General features: G+C 71.0%; 14 protein-coding genes and 1 pseudogene. 6 read left to right on the forward strand and 9 right to left on the reverse strand.

Annotated elements, in window-relative coordinates:
- The first annotated feature begins 22 nt into the window (after nt 1-22).
- Nucleotides 23-418 (forward strand): DUF5319 domain-containing protein, encoded by a 396-nt coding sequence (locus ABZW17_RS38845; protein WP_003073549.1) that lies wholly within the window; start codon nt 23-25, stop codon nt 416-418.
- Nucleotides 419-545: 127 nt separating this feature from the next.
- On the opposite strand, the gene ABZW17_RS38850 is transcribed toward ABZW17_RS38845, so the two are convergent.
- The 5 genes and pseudogenes from ABZW17_RS38850 to ABZW17_RS38870 all read right to left on the reverse strand — a co-directional run bounded on the left by ABZW17_RS38850 (nt 546) and on the right by ABZW17_RS38870 (nt 5163).
- Entirely contained in the window at nt 546-1481 is a 936-nt protein-coding gene (locus ABZW17_RS38850; protein ID WP_354825508.1) for an anti-sigma-D factor RsdA, read from the reverse strand.
- Nucleotides 1482-2054: a sigma-70 family RNA polymerase sigma factor gene (locus ABZW17_RS38855; RefSeq protein ID WP_026468912.1), complete on the reverse strand. Its 573-nt coding sequence runs from the start codon at nt 2052-2054 to the stop codon at nt 1482-1484.
- 385 nt (nt 2055-2439) lie between these two features.
- A pseudogene (locus ABZW17_RS38860) lies at nt 2440-3036 on the reverse strand (response regulator transcription factor).
- A 131-nt stretch (nt 3037-3167) separates the two neighbouring features.
- Nucleotides 3168-4175, reverse strand: coding sequence for a hypothetical protein (locus ABZW17_RS38865; RefSeq protein ID WP_354825511.1), 1008 nt, complete (start codon nt 4173-4175; stop codon nt 3168-3170).
- Between the two features lie 43 nt (nt 4176-4218).
- Nucleotides 4219-5163 carry a MerR family transcriptional regulator gene (locus ABZW17_RS38870; RefSeq protein ID WP_354825513.1) on the reverse strand — a complete coding sequence of 315 codons (945 nt, stop codon included), beginning with the start codon at nt 5161-5163 and terminating at the stop codon, nt 4219-4221.
- A gap of 191 nt (nt 5164-5354) precedes the next feature.
- Between ABZW17_RS38870 and ABZW17_RS38875 the strand changes: the two genes are divergently transcribed.
- Complete coding sequence (locus tag ABZW17_RS38875) at nt 5355-5675, forward strand: WhiB family transcriptional regulator (RefSeq protein ID WP_013222678.1); 321 nt, start codon at nt 5355-5357, stop codon at nt 5673-5675.
- A 67-nt stretch (nt 5676-5742) separates the two neighbouring features.
- Here ABZW17_RS38875 and groL read toward each other — a convergent pair whose 3' ends face one another.
- Entirely contained in the window at nt 5743-7356 is a 1614-nt protein-coding gene (gene groL / locus ABZW17_RS38880; RefSeq protein WP_354825517.1) for a chaperonin GroEL, read from the reverse strand.
- Nucleotides 7357-7448: 92 nt separating this feature from the next.
- Nucleotides 7449-7742, reverse strand: coding sequence for a co-chaperone GroES (gene groES, locus ABZW17_RS38885; protein WP_004559922.1), 294 nt, complete (start codon nt 7740-7742; stop codon nt 7449-7451).
- Between the two features lie 304 nt (nt 7743-8046).
- Between groES and ABZW17_RS38890 the strand changes: the two genes are divergently transcribed.
- A complete protein-coding gene (locus tag ABZW17_RS38890; protein ID WP_354825520.1) occupies nt 8047-9921 on the forward strand; it encodes an N-acetylmuramoyl-L-alanine amidase in 1875 nt (624 codons plus the stop codon).
- 22 nt (nt 9922-9943) lie between these two features.
- Here the strand turns inward: ABZW17_RS38890 and ABZW17_RS38895 are convergent, their stop codons facing one another.
- A complete protein-coding gene (locus ABZW17_RS38895; protein WP_354825522.1) occupies nt 9944-11320 on the reverse strand; it encodes a glycosyltransferase in 1377 nt (458 codons plus the stop codon).
- Nucleotides 11317-11826, reverse strand: a complete 510-nt coding sequence (gene xrtP / locus ABZW17_RS38900) for an exosortase P (RefSeq protein WP_354825537.1) — start codon at nt 11824-11826, stop codon at nt 11317-11319. The genes ABZW17_RS38895 and xrtP overlap by 4 nt, the downstream gene beginning before the upstream one ends.
- 359 nt (nt 11827-12185) lie before the next feature.
- Here xrtP and ABZW17_RS38905 point away from each other — a divergent pair, with 359 nt between their 5' ends.
- From ABZW17_RS38905 to wecB, 3 genes are all read left to right on the forward strand, one after another.
- Nucleotides 12186-12956, forward strand: coding sequence for a choice-of-anchor P family protein (locus tag ABZW17_RS38905; protein WP_354825525.1), 771 nt, complete (start codon nt 12186-12188; stop codon nt 12954-12956).
- Between the two features lie 12 nt (nt 12957-12968).
- Nucleotides 12969-13148, forward strand: a complete 180-nt coding sequence (locus ABZW17_RS38910) for an LPXTG cell wall anchor domain-containing protein (RefSeq protein WP_191315657.1) — start codon at nt 12969-12971, stop codon at nt 13146-13148.
- Between the two features lie 92 nt (nt 13149-13240).
- Nucleotides 13241-14386 carry a UDP-N-acetylglucosamine 2-epimerase (non-hydrolyzing) gene (wecB, locus tag ABZW17_RS38915; protein WP_354825540.1) on the forward strand — a complete coding sequence of 382 codons (1146 nt, stop codon included), beginning with the start codon at nt 13241-13243 and terminating at the stop codon, nt 14384-14386.
- The last annotated feature ends 81 nt before the right edge of the window (nt 14387-14467 follow it).

Raw genomic sequence — 14467 nt, forward strand, 5'->3', positions numbered from 1 at the left:
GCCGGCGGGGGCGCCCGGTACCGTGCAGGCCGTGGCGCACGATGTCCTGCCCCCAGACCCGTTCGCGGACGACCCGGACGACCCGGCCCGCGCCTTCGGAGACCCGGAGGACCGGCTGGACGAGCCGATCAGCGACTCCGAACGCACCGAACTGCTGGCCGACCTGTCGGATCTGGCGGTCTACCAGGCCCTGCTCGAGCCCCGCGGAGTCCGCGGGATCGTGGTCGACTGCGGCGAGTGCGACGAGCCGCACTACCACGACTGGCACCTGCTGCGAGCCAGCCTCGAGCAGCTGCTGGCGGACGGCCGGATGCGCCCGCACGAGCCGGCTTACGACCCGAACCCGGGTGACTACGTGAGCTGGGACTACTGCCGCGGGTTCGCCGACGGCGTGACGGCGAACGAAAGTGCGTACTGAGCGCTGCTGAGCACATGAGGAAGCCCTGGTGAGATTGCTCACCAGGGCTTTTTCGTGCCTGCTTTTCCGTGGCTGCGGCCGGTGTCCCCACCGCCCGGCAGCTCGTGCTGCCGGGCCGTAACCGTTACTACGGCGTCTCGCTGACACCCTGCGGCGTACCGCCCGCGGACTCGCTCCGCGGCGTGCCCGGCTCGTTGCCGGTCGCGCCGGTCGTCGTCGGGGGTGCCGGGGTCGTGGTCGGCGGTGGGGTCGTGGTCGGCGGCGGGGGTGTCGGCGTGGGGGTCACGCTGCCCGGGAGGCTCGTCGTGCCGCTGCCGCTGCCGGGGAGGGACGAGGCCGAGCCGGCCGGCGGGGCCGGGCTCGTCGGCGCGCCCGGCGAAGCCGGCGGCACCGAGGTCTGGATCGGGCCCTGGACCGGCGCGTCCGGGTTCGTCAGCTGCGCGGCGAGCTGCCGGTGCTGCTCCATCAGCTGGTCGCGGTTCTCCTCGTCGGTGACCTGCGACAGCGCGGCCTGGGCGTCCTGGAGGGCCTGGCGGGCGGCGTCGAGGTTGCCGCCGGCGATGGCCAGGTTGGCCTTCTCGAGGTCGAGTTTGGCGGTCGCGGCCGCCTCGACCGAGCGGGTGTGGTCGGAGTACAGGACCTTGGCGAGGCCCCACAGCGTGTCGCCGGGTTGCGCGGAGCGCGCGGCCAGCCCGGTGCCGGTGAACGCGATCGCCAGCACGGCGGCGGCGACGGCGACCGGGACGAGCAGCCTGCGGCGGCGTCCGCCCGAGGCGTGCCGCTTCGCCAGCGCGGCGGTGCTGACGGTGCGTACGGCGGTGTCGACGTCGACGAGCTCGGCCAGCGGCTCGCTGTCGATGTCTCTTCGCCACGCCACCAGCAACGCGTTGAGCTCCTGGTCGCCGAGACCGTCGGCCAGCGCCGGGTCGGACCCGCCGAGCGCGTCGAGCAGCGCGTCGTCGGCCTGCACGGCCGACAGGTCGGCGGCGAACTCCGCCTCCGACGCCGTCAGACCACTGCCGAAGACGTCATCCGGCTCGAATCTCTTCTCGTGACCGGTCACTCAGATCACCTCCTCCGCGGCCAGGACCTTTCTCAGCCGCGCGAGGGCGCGGTGCTGGGCGACGCGGACGGCGCCGGGGGTGGAGCCCACCGCATCAGCGGTCTCCTCCGCCGACAGGCCGACGACCACGCGCAGCACCACGATCTCCCGCTGCTTGTCCGGCAGCACCTGCAACAACTGGGACATCCGCTCGTTCAGCTCACCTTGCAGCGCCCGCTGCTCGGGGCCGACCCCGCCCTCGACCTCGTCGGGGATTTCGGCCACCGGCTCGGCCCGGTTGCGCGCGGCCGCGCGGTGCGCGTCGGCCACCTTGTGCTGCGCGATCCCGTAGACGAACGCCAGAAAAGGGCGGCCTTGGTCACGGTACGAAGGCAATGCCGTTAGCACCGCGAGACACACCTCCTGCGCAACATCGTCTGCCGAAGCGAACGATCGCTCCTGCCTGCCAACCCGGGCGCGGCAATACCGCACTACCAGTGGACGGATAGCAGCCAGCAGCCGCTCCACTGCCTGGGGATCTCCCTCGACAGCAGCGGCGACCGGTTCATCCAGTCCATCCCCCACATTGGCCATCGCAGACAACAGTCCCAGTGTTACGTGTAGGTGGGCAAAGAACCCGGCCCGTGGTCGCCTCCACCGCGCACCGGTGACAGTTACCGTACCTGCGGCCCGGTCCGGTGCGGCGCGCGCGGTACTCCCCGGCGCGCCGCGGCGTGCGTAGCCGCGGAAATACGGATTGTGGTGCAGACCCGCGGCCCGCATCACCGGTTTCAACGACCGGACGGCGGCGCGGGTACGAGATCCGTCGGAGGGACGGTGCCGGGCGGTGATCGGCCGCCGGGCGGCCCTGGCGGGCGCCGGAATGTGATGGGGACCACACAGGTACGGGCCAGGGCGGTGCGCCCTGGCCCGTCGTCACCTGTAAACCGGCCGTGTCAGGAACGGGGAGAGCAGCAGGTCAGCTGACCAGGCCGCGGCGGAAGCCGTGGGCCACGGCCTGCGCGCGGTCGCGCACGCCGAGCTTGCGGAACAGCCGGCGGGCGTGGGTCTTGACCGTGTCCTCCGACAGGTAGAGCTCGCGGCCGATCTGGCCGTTGCTCTTGCCCTGGCTCATCCCGCGGAGCACCTGAAGCTCGCGCTCGGTCAGCTGGACGCCCGGGTCGGACGGCTGACGGGGCGCGGGCACCGAGGTGCTCGCCAGGGTGTGGGCCAGTGCGGCGACCAGCTCCGGCCGGGACGCGTCCTAGCGGAGGTAGCCGCGGGCACCGCCGGCGATCGCGGCGGCGATGCTGCCCGCGTCGTCCGGGGCGCCGAAGACGATGACGTTCGCCTGGGGGTTGGCCGAGACGAGCCGCCGGGTGGCTTCGACACCCGTCGGGACCGCGCGCTGCGTCCCGACCAGCACGACGTCGACGGGCTGACGGGAGTACCGGGCCAGCAGCTCGTCACCGTGCGCTACGCAGTCGATGCGACTGACCCCAGGGACCGCGGACATCACTCGGGTGAGCCCTTCACGGACACTGCGTCGGTCGTCGCAGATCAAGACCGTCGTCACGGGGTTTCCTTCCTGCAGCCGGGTGACATTCCTCTTCCCCTATCGGACGCTTTAGCCCGAACCTTGACACGATCCGGTGGCTTTTTTTGAAACTTCTTAGCCCGGATGCCGGAACACCCCATTCCGACGGCTCAACCACCCGGGACGGGGACCCATGGTGATTCCCCCGCAACCCTCCTCCCGCAAGGATCTGCGCTTCGTAACACTGCGTGCAACACCTGCGCCACTCTGAATCGATACTCCTCGGCGTGTCCTGGGCGCAGGTCGGCCGCGACGAGCGCCGCCGGCCACGAAAGTGAAAGCAGTTCGCATTCCTCCGCGGCCGCCATTGCATTTCCGACAAGGTCGTCCGAAATCTTCCGGTGATCGGGAGCCCCGGCCGCCCGCAGGGCCACGGCCAGCACAATCCCGGATTTCACGGCGTGCCGCCGCGCACCCCGCGCTCGCGCGGTTTCGAAAGCGCGCCGGGCGTGCGGCACGGCCTCGGCGCCCTGACCTGCGGCGAGGGCGATTTCGGCCCCGACCCAGCCGCCGCGGACGGTGGCCCGCCAGCGGGAGTCCTCGGCAGCGGCGCGCTCGGCAAGCCGCCGGGCGGCGGCGAGGCGGCCGAGGGCGAGGTTGTCGGCGGCGAGGCCGAGGAGGGCGTCGGCACGGGCGCCGGCGGCGTCGAGACCGTCCGGGTCGGGTTCGGCCGCGGCGGAGGTTGTGGCTGTGGCTGTGGTCTCGGGTTCACGGCCGACCGCAGCGCCGGTCGCGGCCTCGGAGCTACGGCCGACCGCAGCGCCCGTTCCGGCCTCGGGGCCACGGCCAACCGCAGCACCGGTCCCGGTCTCGGCCGGGGCGGTTTCGAGGTGGGCGGCTTTCGCGAAGGCCTCGCCGTCGAGGGCGCGGGCCTGCCGGTGGCCGCCGAGCTGCCGGCGGTGCGAGGCGAGCGTGCTGGCCGCGAGCGAGGCCGTCACCGGGTCATCGCCGCCCCGGAGGCGGTCGAGCAGCATCGCCGCGGCGGCGTACCGGCCCTGGGCGCCGAGCACGATGGCGGCGAGCAGCCGTTCCCGCGGCGTGCCGGACCCGCGCACGACGGCGGGCTCGGGCAGCGGATCGCCGCCGAACGCGGCGGCCCTCAGGGCGGGTTCGTGCACCCGTCCTTTCTAGCGGTTGGGTCCGACAAAAAACATGATCGAACTACCGCCGCGCGCCGACCAGGACGTGCTCGATGCGGTCGGCCGCGCCGGGGAGGTCCGTCAGCAGCTCCACCTTGTCCGGCAGGCTCGCCGGGTCCCAGCCCGGGCCGCACGCGAACAACCGGCTGCGCTGGCGTCCGCGGGACACCCGGGCGAACAGCCGGGTGTCGGCCACCCCTCGCCCGTTCGCCCACAGCACCACCGCCGCCGGTGCGCTGCGGCGGACCGCCACCGCCAGCACCTCGGCCGGCAGCGGGACGCCGAACAGCTGGGCGCCGATCCGCCGTCCGGCCAGCGAGGCCGCCAGCGCGTACATCGGCATCGAGTCGCGCTCGTCCGGGACGCAGCCCAGCAGCACCGGGCGGGTGTTGCGCGGCTCGTCGAGCACCGGGGTCGCCCGCACGAGCGCCGCGAACACGCACTCCGCCAGCAGGTACTCGACCTCCGCCCCCGCGCTCGCGCCGCGCCAGCGCGCCCCCAGAGCCGACAGCACCGGCTCGATCACGCCGGTCCACGCCGGGAGGACGCCGAGCTCGGCGATGGTGTCCGCCAGCATGCGCTGGACCGCGCCGACGTCCATGGCCAGCGCCGCCGTGCTCAGGCGGCGGGCGAGGCGGGAGCGGACCTCGAGGCCGTCGTCGGCCGCCGACACGTCCGCCGGTTCCGAGAGCTCCTCCGGCTGGGGTGGGCCCGAGCGCGGGATCTGCTCCAGGGCGTACCGCGCCGCTTCGGCCGTCGATGCGCCGCTCAGGAGCGCGCGCTGCATCAGTTCGAGGCGGCCGATGTCGGAGGTGCCGTAGCGGCGGTGACGGCCGTCTGTGTGGCGGCTGGGGCCCAGTCCGTAGCGGCGGTCCCAGGTTCGGAGGGTGGACGGCGCGACCCCGAGCCGGCGGGCGACCGAGGCCACCGGCAGGGTGGGTTCTTCGGTGCCCGACCCAGCTCCCACGAGCCTCAATATCCAGGCACCCAGCGGAGTCGGCAACCGGAGGCGAAAGCCCTGCTCACACATCCGGGGGATGCCTAACGGCTGAATCGACCCGAATCGCTTGAACAACTATTGGCGCGCTTCTAACGTTACGCCCGTTGCACCGAATGGAGTATCGGCACCACAGCAGAGCAGCTAGCGGCATCGACCGAATGACGGAGGCGGTCAGGATGGCAGACACGCGCAGGCTCCCAGGACCCAACGCCGACATGTGGGACTGGCAGCTCGAAGGGTCGTGCCGGGGGATGGACAGCGCGTCCTTCTTTCACCCGGACGGCGAGCGCGGCCCGGCGCGGGCACGGCGGGAGGCCAGGGCGAAGGCGGTCTGCCTGAGCTGCCCCGTCTTGGAGATGTGCCGCAGCCACGCGCTGGCGGTGCACGAGCCCTACGGCATTTGGGGCGGGCTCTCGGAGTCCGAACGCGAGCACCTCATCAAGGCGGACAAGCGCGCGCTCAGCATGTCGGGCGGCTGAGCGGCTCACAGACATCGAAGGGCGGCACCGGGTGGGGTGCCGCCCTTCGTGCTGTTCAGGGTGTGACTCAGTGCGAGTGGCCGTGGCCCGCCGCGGCGGGCTCTTCCTCGGCCGGCTTCTCGACGACCGACGACTCCGTCGTCAGCACGAGACGCGCGATCGAGGCGGCGTTCGCCACCGCGGACCGGGTCACCTTGACCGGGTCGACGATGCCGGCAGCCAGCAGGTCGGTCAGCTCGCCGGTGGCGGCGTTGAAGCCGTGCCCCCAGCCCAGCTCCTGCACCTTGTTGACGATGACAGCGCCCTCGTGGCCCGCGTTGGTCGCGATCCAGAACAGGGGCGCCACCAGCGCGTCCTTGACGATCCGGACGCCGGTCGCCTCGTCGCCGGTGAGGCCGAGGCCGCCCTCGAGCTCCTTGACCGCGTGCACCAGCGCCGAACCGCCGCCGGGCAGGATGCCCTCCTCGACGGCCGCCTTGGTCGAAGCCACGGCGTCCTCGATGCGGTGCTTGCGCTCGTTCAGCTCGGTCTCGGTGGCCGCGCCGACCTTGATGACCGCGACGCCGCCGCCGAGCTTCGCGAGCCGCTCCTGCAGCTTCTCGCGGTCCCAGTCGGAGTCGGTCGTCTCGATCTCCTTGCGGATCTGCGCGACCCGCCCGGAGATGGCGTCCTTGGTGCCGTCGCCGTCGACGATCGTGGTGTCGTCCTTGGTGACGACGATGCGGCGGGCCTTGCCCAGCGCGCCGAGGTCGACGTCGGCCAGCTTGCGGCCGATCTCCGCGGAGATGACCTCGCCGCCGGTGACGACCGCGAGGTCGTCCAGGAACGCCTTGCGGCGGTCGCCGAAGAACGGCGCCTTGACCGCGACGGCGGTGATCGTCTTGCGCAGCGAGTTCACCACGAGGGTGGACAGCGCTTCGCCGTCGACGTCCTCGGCGATGATCAGCAGCGGCTTCTTGGCCTCGACGACCTTCTCGAGCACCGGCAGCAGCTCGGCCAGCGACGAGACCTTCTCGCGAACGAGCAGGATGTAGGCGTCCTCGAGGATCGCCTTCTGCTCCTCCGGGTTGGTCGCGAAGTGCGCCGAGAGGAAGCCCTTGTCGAACTGGACGCCCTCGGTGATCACCAGCTCGGTCGCCAGGGTCGACGACTCCTCGATGGTGATGACGCCGTCCTCGCCGACCTTCTCGACGGCTTCGCCGAGCAGGGCGCCGATGTTGGCGTCACGCGAGGTCACGGTGCCGACCTGGGCGATGTTCTCGCGGCCCTTGACCGGGGTGGCCTTGGCCTTGAGGATCTCGATGACCTTCTCCGCGGCGGCTTCGATGCCACGGCCGATCGAGGTCGGGTTGGCGCCGGCCGCGACGTTGCGCAGGCCGACCTTCACCAGCGACTGCGCGAGCACGGTCGCGGTGGTGGTGCCGTCGCCGGCGACGTCGTTGGTCTTGGTGGCGACGCTCTTGGCGAGCTGCGCGCCGAGGTTCTCGAACGGGTCGGCGAGCTCGATCTCACGGGCGACGGTGACACCGTCGAGGGTGATGGTCGGGCCGCCGAACTTCTTGTCGAGCACCACGTGGCGACCGCGCGGGCCGAGGGTGACCTTGACCGCGTCGGCGAGCTTGTTCACCCCGCGCTCCAGCGCGCGACGAGCGTCCTCGTCGAAACTGATCTGCTTGGGCATAGCGTGTTCCGCTTACCTTTCTCTGGACGCAAGAACGCCCCGCTCCCCGGCGTTCTGCAGGGGCCCGGGGCGTCATGCGCTGCGAGCGGACGTCAGTTGATGACGGCCAGCACGTCGCGGGCGGACAGGATGAGGTAGTCCTCGCCGTTGTACTTGACCTCGGTGCCGCCGTACTTGGAGTAGATGACGACGTCGCCGACGTTCACGTCGAGCGGGACGCGGTTGCCCTTGTCGTCGATCCGGCCCGGGCCCACGGCCAGAACCTTGCCCTCCTGGGGCTTCTCCTTGGCGGTGTCGGGGATGACGAGGCCGGAAGCGGTCGTCTCCTCGGCCTCACTCGTCTGGACAACGATCTTGTCCTCGAGCGGCTTGATGTTCACGCTCACCGGGTTGACCTCCACGGTCGTCGAAAGCGTTGGCAGGATGTGGTTACGGCTCAACCACCCCCGCCGTCGCGGGTGCCGGGGCTGTTCGGGCCGTGCGATTAGCACTCTAGCCACGTGAGTGCCAGTCGTGCAAGGAGGGTCCACCCGACGTGCGAAAAAGCCCCGGCAGCCCACCTGACCGGCGGTTTCACCACAGCGGGACCGGCACCCGGCGGAAGAACCCGGCCCCCACCCCACTTACCTCCGGCGTGAGTTTCTGGTTAGGTTCTGACACCTGGCACCTGAACCCTGGGGGTTTATGCCCATGTCGACCAGAACACTCCCGAGAACGGCAGCGCTGGTCGCGGCCGTCACGCTCGCAAGCGGTCTCGCCGCGGCCCCGGCCCAAGCCCAGACCGATCCCGCCTCCCAACGCCAACGCGACTTCACCGCCGCCGCGAAGGAGTTCGGGGTTCCCGAGAACATCCTCCTCGGCGTCTCCTACCTGGAGTCACGCTGGGACGCCAACGCCGGCACGCCCAGCACGTCGGCCGGCTACGGCCCGATGCACCTCACCGACCTGCGCGCGGCCGGCGTGGCGACCAGCCACCACGATGAAGGCACCGAAGACCCCCGAGGCGACGACGCCCGCCCGGCCCTTCACCCCCAAGCTGGCCCGGCAGCCCCGCCGCCCGGTCTCCAGACCGTCGACGAGGCCGCGCAGCTGCTCCGCACCGATGCAGGAACGCTGCGCACCGACCCCACCCAGAACATCCGCGGCGGCGCCGCGCTGCTCGCGAAGTACAACACCGGCAACAACTGGTACGACGCCGTCGCGCGCTACAGCGGCTCGGCCGGTGACGCTGCCCGGACCTTCGCCGACGAAGTCTTCGACACCGTCAAGGCCGGCACCGCCCGGACGACCGACGACGGCCAGCAGGTCACGCTGGAAGCCACACCGGACCTGACCCTGCCGCAGCATTCCGACAGCAACCCGGCGAACGTCGAGTGCCCGAAACGGGTCACCTGCGAGTCCGTGCCCGCGCCCTACCAGGAGCTGCCCGGCAACGACTACGGCAACCACGACCTCGCGAACCGGCCCGAGAGCCAGAAGATCGACCACATCGTCATCCACGACACCGAGGGCTACTGGGCCAACGTCCTGGACCTCGCCCAGGACCCGACGTACGTCAGCTGGCACTACACGATCCGCTCCAGCGACGGCCTGATCGCGCAGCACGTGCCGACCAAGGACGTCGCCTGGCACGCCGGCAACTGGTACGTCAACGCGAAGTCGATCGGCATCGAGCACGAGGGTTTCGCCGCGAAGGGCACCTGGTACACCGAGGCGATGTACCGCTCGAGCGCGAAGCTCGTCGGCTACCTCGCGCGCAAGTACGGCATCCCGCTCGACCGCGCGCACATCATCGGGCACGACAACGTCCCCGGCACGATCCCGTCGACGATCGCCGGCATGCACTGGGACCCGGGCCCCTACTGGGACTGGTCGCACTACTTCGACCTGCTGGGTGCGCCGCTCGGCGGGTTCGGCCTGCCCGGCTCGTCGCTGGTCACCATCGACCCGGACTTCGCGAAGAACCAGCCCGCCTTCACCGGCTGCGACAGCCCGGGGACGCCGTGCGCGCCGCGCGGCTCGGAGGCCGTCGTGCTGCACTCGGAGCCCAGTGAGACGTCGCCGCTGCTGGTCGACATCGGCCTGCACCCGAAGGGGACGGCGTCCACGATGGACGTCGCCGACGTCGGCAGCCGGGTCGCGACCGGGCAGCAGTACGCCGTCGCCGAGATCCGGGGCGACTGGACGGCGATCTGGTACCTCGGGCAGAAGGGCTGGTTCCACAACCCGCGCGGCGCCCGGGTCGCGAAGCCCGCGTTCGGCTGGGTCGTGACGCCGAAGGCCGGGCTCGCGTCGGTGCCGGTGTACGGCCGCGCCTACCCGGAGCCGGCGGCCTACCCGGCGAACGTCACCGTCCAGGCCATCACGCCGCTGCCCTACACGCTGTCGGCCGGCCAGAAGTACTCGTCGGGCGGCGTGGTCGGCTCGGAGTACTACTGGGCGACCACCTTCGACGTCGCCGACCACGTGGTGGTGAAGGGCAAGCTGAAGTACGTCCAGATCCAGTTCGGGCACCGGATCGCCTTCGTCAAGGCGGACGACGTCCGGTTCCTGCCCGCGTTCTGACCGGTCGGGGTGGAGGTCGCGCTCACGCGTCGAGCGCGACCTTCACCCCGCTCGCCCGTTCGGTGTTGCGGCGCGTCTTGGCCCAGCCGTTGCGCCCGCGGACCAGCCGGAACAGGGCCCGCCACGACGTCACGTAGAACGTGTAGATGTAGGCCGCGTAGGCGAGGCCCATGCCCAGGCCGCGCAGGATGTTCTTGCTGCGCAGGCACTTCAGCTGGTAGATCGGCCCCCAGACGAGGAACGGCAGCAGGCCGAACGAACCGTAGATGGCGAACAGGATCCAGGCGCCGCCGGTGAACCACGTCCACATCTGCGCCGGGTCGCCCGCGGTGCCGATCACCAGCAGCACGAACGGGATCGGGTAGAGCAGCGAGCCCAGCAGCTGCAGCCACGGCTGGGCCAGGTAGTACATCATCTCCGCCGCGCCGAGCGTGCTGACGTGCGGCGAATCCCAGATCCGCCGCAGGTACCGGGCGCACTGCATGGTGCCCTGGCCCCACCGCGTGCGCTGCACGAGGAACCGCCGCAGGCTGTACAGACCTTCCTGCGACACATGGGAATCCGGGGTGAAACCGGTGCGCCAGCCCGCGGTGAGCAGGTGGACGCCGAGTTCGAAGTCCTCCAGCAGCGAGCCGCGCCACGGCTCTTCCGCCTCGCCCGCGATCGAGTCCAGTGCGGTGAGGCGGGTGAACTGGCCGTTGCCGCCCATCGAGATCGTGCCGGTGAAGCCGCGGGACGTCTGGATCGCCGCGATCGCCGTCCGGAACTCCAGGTCCTGCAGCTGCGCGAGCTTGAGGCCGAACCAGCGGCCGAGCGGGTTGCGCGTCGGCGGCGGTGTCCCGGCGTTGCCCATCCACACGTCGAGCTGGACCGCGCCGACCTCGGGGTCGCCGAAGAGGTGGTCCGCCGCGCAGACTTCCAGGCAGTTCGGCGCCGGCCGGCCGTCGGCGTCGACGACCACGACGACGACCTCGTCGCGGCTCGCGTCCGGGCCCATCCAGTCGCCGAGGGCCCGGTAGGCCGCGTTCAGCGCGTCGCCCTTGCCGGTCCGGGCCTCGGGGCGCACGCGCGGTACCAGGTGCAGGTACGGGTCGTAGCCGCCGTGGCGCCGCCACAGCATCCGGACGACCCGCGCGGTGCGGTCCTCCGAGTCGTCGTCGACGACCCAGACGTGCGCCCGGCGGAACGTGGTGCGCAGGTAGCGGACCGTCTCGCGGATGACCGTCTGCTCGTCGCGGCACGGGACGAAGAAGTGCCAGGTGAAGTCGGCCGGGTCGCCGACCGGGCCGGGCCTGCGGCGCAGGTACGGCACGACGATCACGACGACGTACACCAGGAACGCCACGCTCATGGTGAGCGCGAACGCCTGCGTGATCGCCAGGAGGACCTTGACGCTCATGCCTTCTTCTTCCGGGTGGCGAGCCAGACGAACAGGACGATCGAGACCGCGCCGCCGAACACGCTGACCATCGAGCCGAGCAGCGTGTGGCCCCAGTAGTAGCCCTCGTCGGTGCCGAGGCCGTGCACGAGCCCGACGATGGTGAGAATGCGCAGCTGGTTCACGAGTACGACGACGAGCGACGAAATGGCGAGCGAAAAGAAGAGCCGTCGCGCATTCGACGGCCGGAAGTACAGCATGACCATCGTCACAACGAGCAGCGGAAGCAAAAGGAACGCCGACGAGCATTCCGGCGTCATTCTCAACCCGAACGGAGTAGCACTTGTCAACCCCAAGTAAACGGACTCCCGATCGGGTGACACATAAACGCCCGATGTAGTGACGACCTCGAGGATCGCGCCCGCGAGCCGCACTTCCAGCTCGCGGTAAAGGCGCTCGGCCAGCACCACCACGACGCCCGCCGCGGCGAGCGCACCCAGCGCCACGACCAGCGGAAACCTTGTCATTCCTGAGTTCGGAGCGCTCGCTACCGCCACGACGTTCCTCTCGGTGCCGATTTTCCGACCAAGTTGCGGGGCACGGGCGAGCGTAGAACACCTGCGCCGGACGTTTCCACCCGGAGGGGTGGAAACGCCGTCCCATTCGGCTGACGTCTTCGCGAACTTGCTACGCCGTTCGAGTGATATCGAAACGACCTGCGAAAACGGCGCCAAGCCTTACCCGATCCGGTGATTCGGGAAATTTCGTGTGCTATTCGGCGCGGTCTTCGCGATAGTCGATCCGCGTGCCGAGTCGAGGCAAGCGAGTTCGATCCGCGCCGCCGTCACGCACCCCCCGATGAATCCAGCGAATTTCGGAGGACCCCTTGAAGAAGAGCTCCCTCGTGCGCCGTGGCGGGCTGCTCGCCGCGGTCGTGGCGAGCGTCGTGCTCGCCGGCGCGGCCCCCGCTTCGGCGGCCCCCGGCGACGGATCCGCGTACGGCGTCAAGGTCGACGTCAAGCTGCTCGGGCAGGACGCGGTGAAGGCGGGCCCGTTCGCGGCCGCGAACACCGCCGGCCCGACGAGCAGCAGCCTGGCGAAGGTCGACCTCACCGGCGTCCTGAAGGCCGGCGCGGTCAACGCCGAGGCCAAGCGCGACGAGAATTCCGGTGCGGTGACGGCGAAAGCGAGCACGGCCGACGTCACACTGCCCCTGCTGAAGGCGGCGCTCGGCAACGTCGGCATCAAGCTCGTCGAGGCCGTCTGCACCGCGACGCAGAAGGGCGTCGAAGGCAGCACGAAGCTGGTCGGCGCCGACCTCGGCAGCGTCGGCGCGGTCGACGCGACCCCGGCGGCGAACACGCAGATCAAGGTCGGCCTCGGCACGCTGAACGTCGCCACGATCATCCTGAACGAGCAGGTCAAGAACAAGGACGGCAGCCTCACGGTCAACGCTGTCCACGTGAAGCTGCTCGGCGAGGGCCTGAACGCGCTCGGCTCGGGTGACGTCGTCGTGTCGTCGGCGACCTGCGGCCCGGCGGCGCCGCCGATGCCGCTGGCGTCCGGTGCGGGGCTGTGGATCGGGCTCGGGTTGCTCGGCGCCGTCGCGGTCCCGGTCGGCACGCGCATCTTCCGCCGCCGTTCCGCGCGGGCCTGAGCGAGGTCGGCGATGTACAAGATGCCGGGCGCCGGAGTCGGCGTGGCCGGTGGCGGGGTGGGCACCCTCGCCGCCACCGGCGCCGACATCGGGTGGTGGCTGGCCGTCGGCGTGCTCCTGGTCCTGCTCGGGACCGTCGCCCTGATCGCCGTCCACCGCCGAAACCGCCGTCTCTCCCGGGCGCGGGAGTAGGAAAGCGCCGCCGGCGTGTGCCCCTCGCACGCCGGCGGCCGGCGGCGGAAAATTGCCGGACAATCGACTATGTGGAGAAGGGGCACCCCCGGGTGGACGTGATGTTGCTGGCCGGAACGCGGCCCGAAGCCGTGAAGCTCGCACCGCTGGCCATGGCCCTGGCGGCACACCCGGTGCTGCGGCCGGTCCTGGTCCACAGCGGCCAGCACCAGGGCATGGTCGAGCAGGCCCTGGAACCGTTCGGCCTGACGCCGGACGTGTGGCTGGACGTGCCACCGCGGGTCACCGGCGGCCAGGCGGAGCTGGTGGCGGGCCTGCTGCCGGCGCTCGACGAGACGCTGCGCCGCCACACCCCGGCGGCCCTGGTGGTCCAGGGCGACACGACGACAACGCTCGCGGGCGCGCTGGCGGCGTTCTGGCTGGGCGTCCCGGTGGTCCACCTGGAGGCCGGCCTGCGCACCCACGACCTGACGGCCCCGTTCCCGGAGGAGGGCGCCCGCCAGATGGTGACCCGCCTGGCGTCCCTGCACCTGGCCCCGACTCTGGGAGCAGCGGCGGCCTTACGCGAGGAAGGCGTGGCACGGCAACAGATAGCGGTGACGGGCAACACGGTGGTGGACGCGGTCCTGGAGATCGCGGCCCGGGACCTCCCCGCCCGCGACACAGCGTTGGCATTGCTGGAGATGGAGCTCGCGGAGGCGGGCGAGCGCCTGGTCCTGGTGACATCCCACCGCCGCGAATCCTGGGGCGAGCCCCTGGAGCGGACGCTGGCGGCGGTGCAGCTGATCGTGGCGGAGCACCCGGACGTCCAGGTGCTGTTCCCGGCCCACCCGAACCCCCAGGTCCGAACCCAGGTGGAGACCGCACTGGGCGGCTTGCCCCGGGTGACGGTGACGGACCCCCTGGAGTACCCGGACCTGGTCCGAGCGCTACGCCTGGCCTCCCTGGTGTTGACGGACTCGGGCGGCATCCAGGAGGAGGCCCCGACATTCGGAACCCCGGTGGTGGTGCTGCGAGAGGTGACGGAGCGCACGGAGGCGCTGCAGGCAGGCTGCGCATGGCTGGCAGGAACGAACACCGAGCAGATAGCGGACACGGCAGCCCGCGTACTCCGAGGCGAGCTGACCCCAGCCCAGGTGGGAAACCCCTACGGCGAAGGAAACGCGGCAATCCTGGCGGTAGCAGCAATCGAGGAACTACTACGCGTACGAGCCACGACCCCAGCCCCAGCAACCTGAGCCCCAACACGTCGTGAGTGGTATCGCCGAGCAGCACGAACGCCGAGGGCACCATGTAGTCCGGCAGGGTCCGGGCCAGGT

The organism is Amycolatopsis sp. NPDC004625 (assembly GCF_040609695.1).
Classification (GTDB): domain Bacteria; phylum Actinomycetota; class Actinomycetes; order Mycobacteriales; family Pseudonocardiaceae; genus Amycolatopsis.

Coding starts and splice junctions, on each gene's coding strand:
- ABZW17_RS38890 (WP_354825520.1), top strand. CDS start 8,047: ATGTCGACCAGAACACTCCCGAGAACGGCAGCGCTGGTCGCGGCCGTC.
- ABZW17_RS38875 (WP_013222678.1), top strand. CDS start 5,355: ATGACGGAGGCGGTCAGGATGGCAGACACGCGCAGGCTCCCAGGACCC.
- ABZW17_RS38910 (WP_191315657.1), top strand. CDS start 12,969: ATGTACAAGATGCCGGGCGCCGGAGTCGGCGTGGCCGGTGGCGGGGTG.
- ABZW17_RS38895 (WP_354825522.1), bottom strand. CDS start 11,320: ATGAGCGTCAAGGTCCTCCTGGCGATCACGCAGGCGTTCGCGCTCACC.
- ABZW17_RS38855 (WP_026468912.1), bottom strand. CDS start 2,054: ATGGCCAATGTGGGGGATGGACTGGATGAACCGGTCGCCGCTGCTGTC.
- groL (WP_354825517.1), bottom strand. CDS start 7,356: ATGCCCAAGCAGATCAGTTTCGACGAGGACGCTCGTCGCGCGCTGGAG.
- xrtP (WP_354825537.1), bottom strand. CDS start 11,826: ATGACAAGGTTTCCGCTGGTCGTGGCGCTGGGTGCGCTCGCCGCGGCG.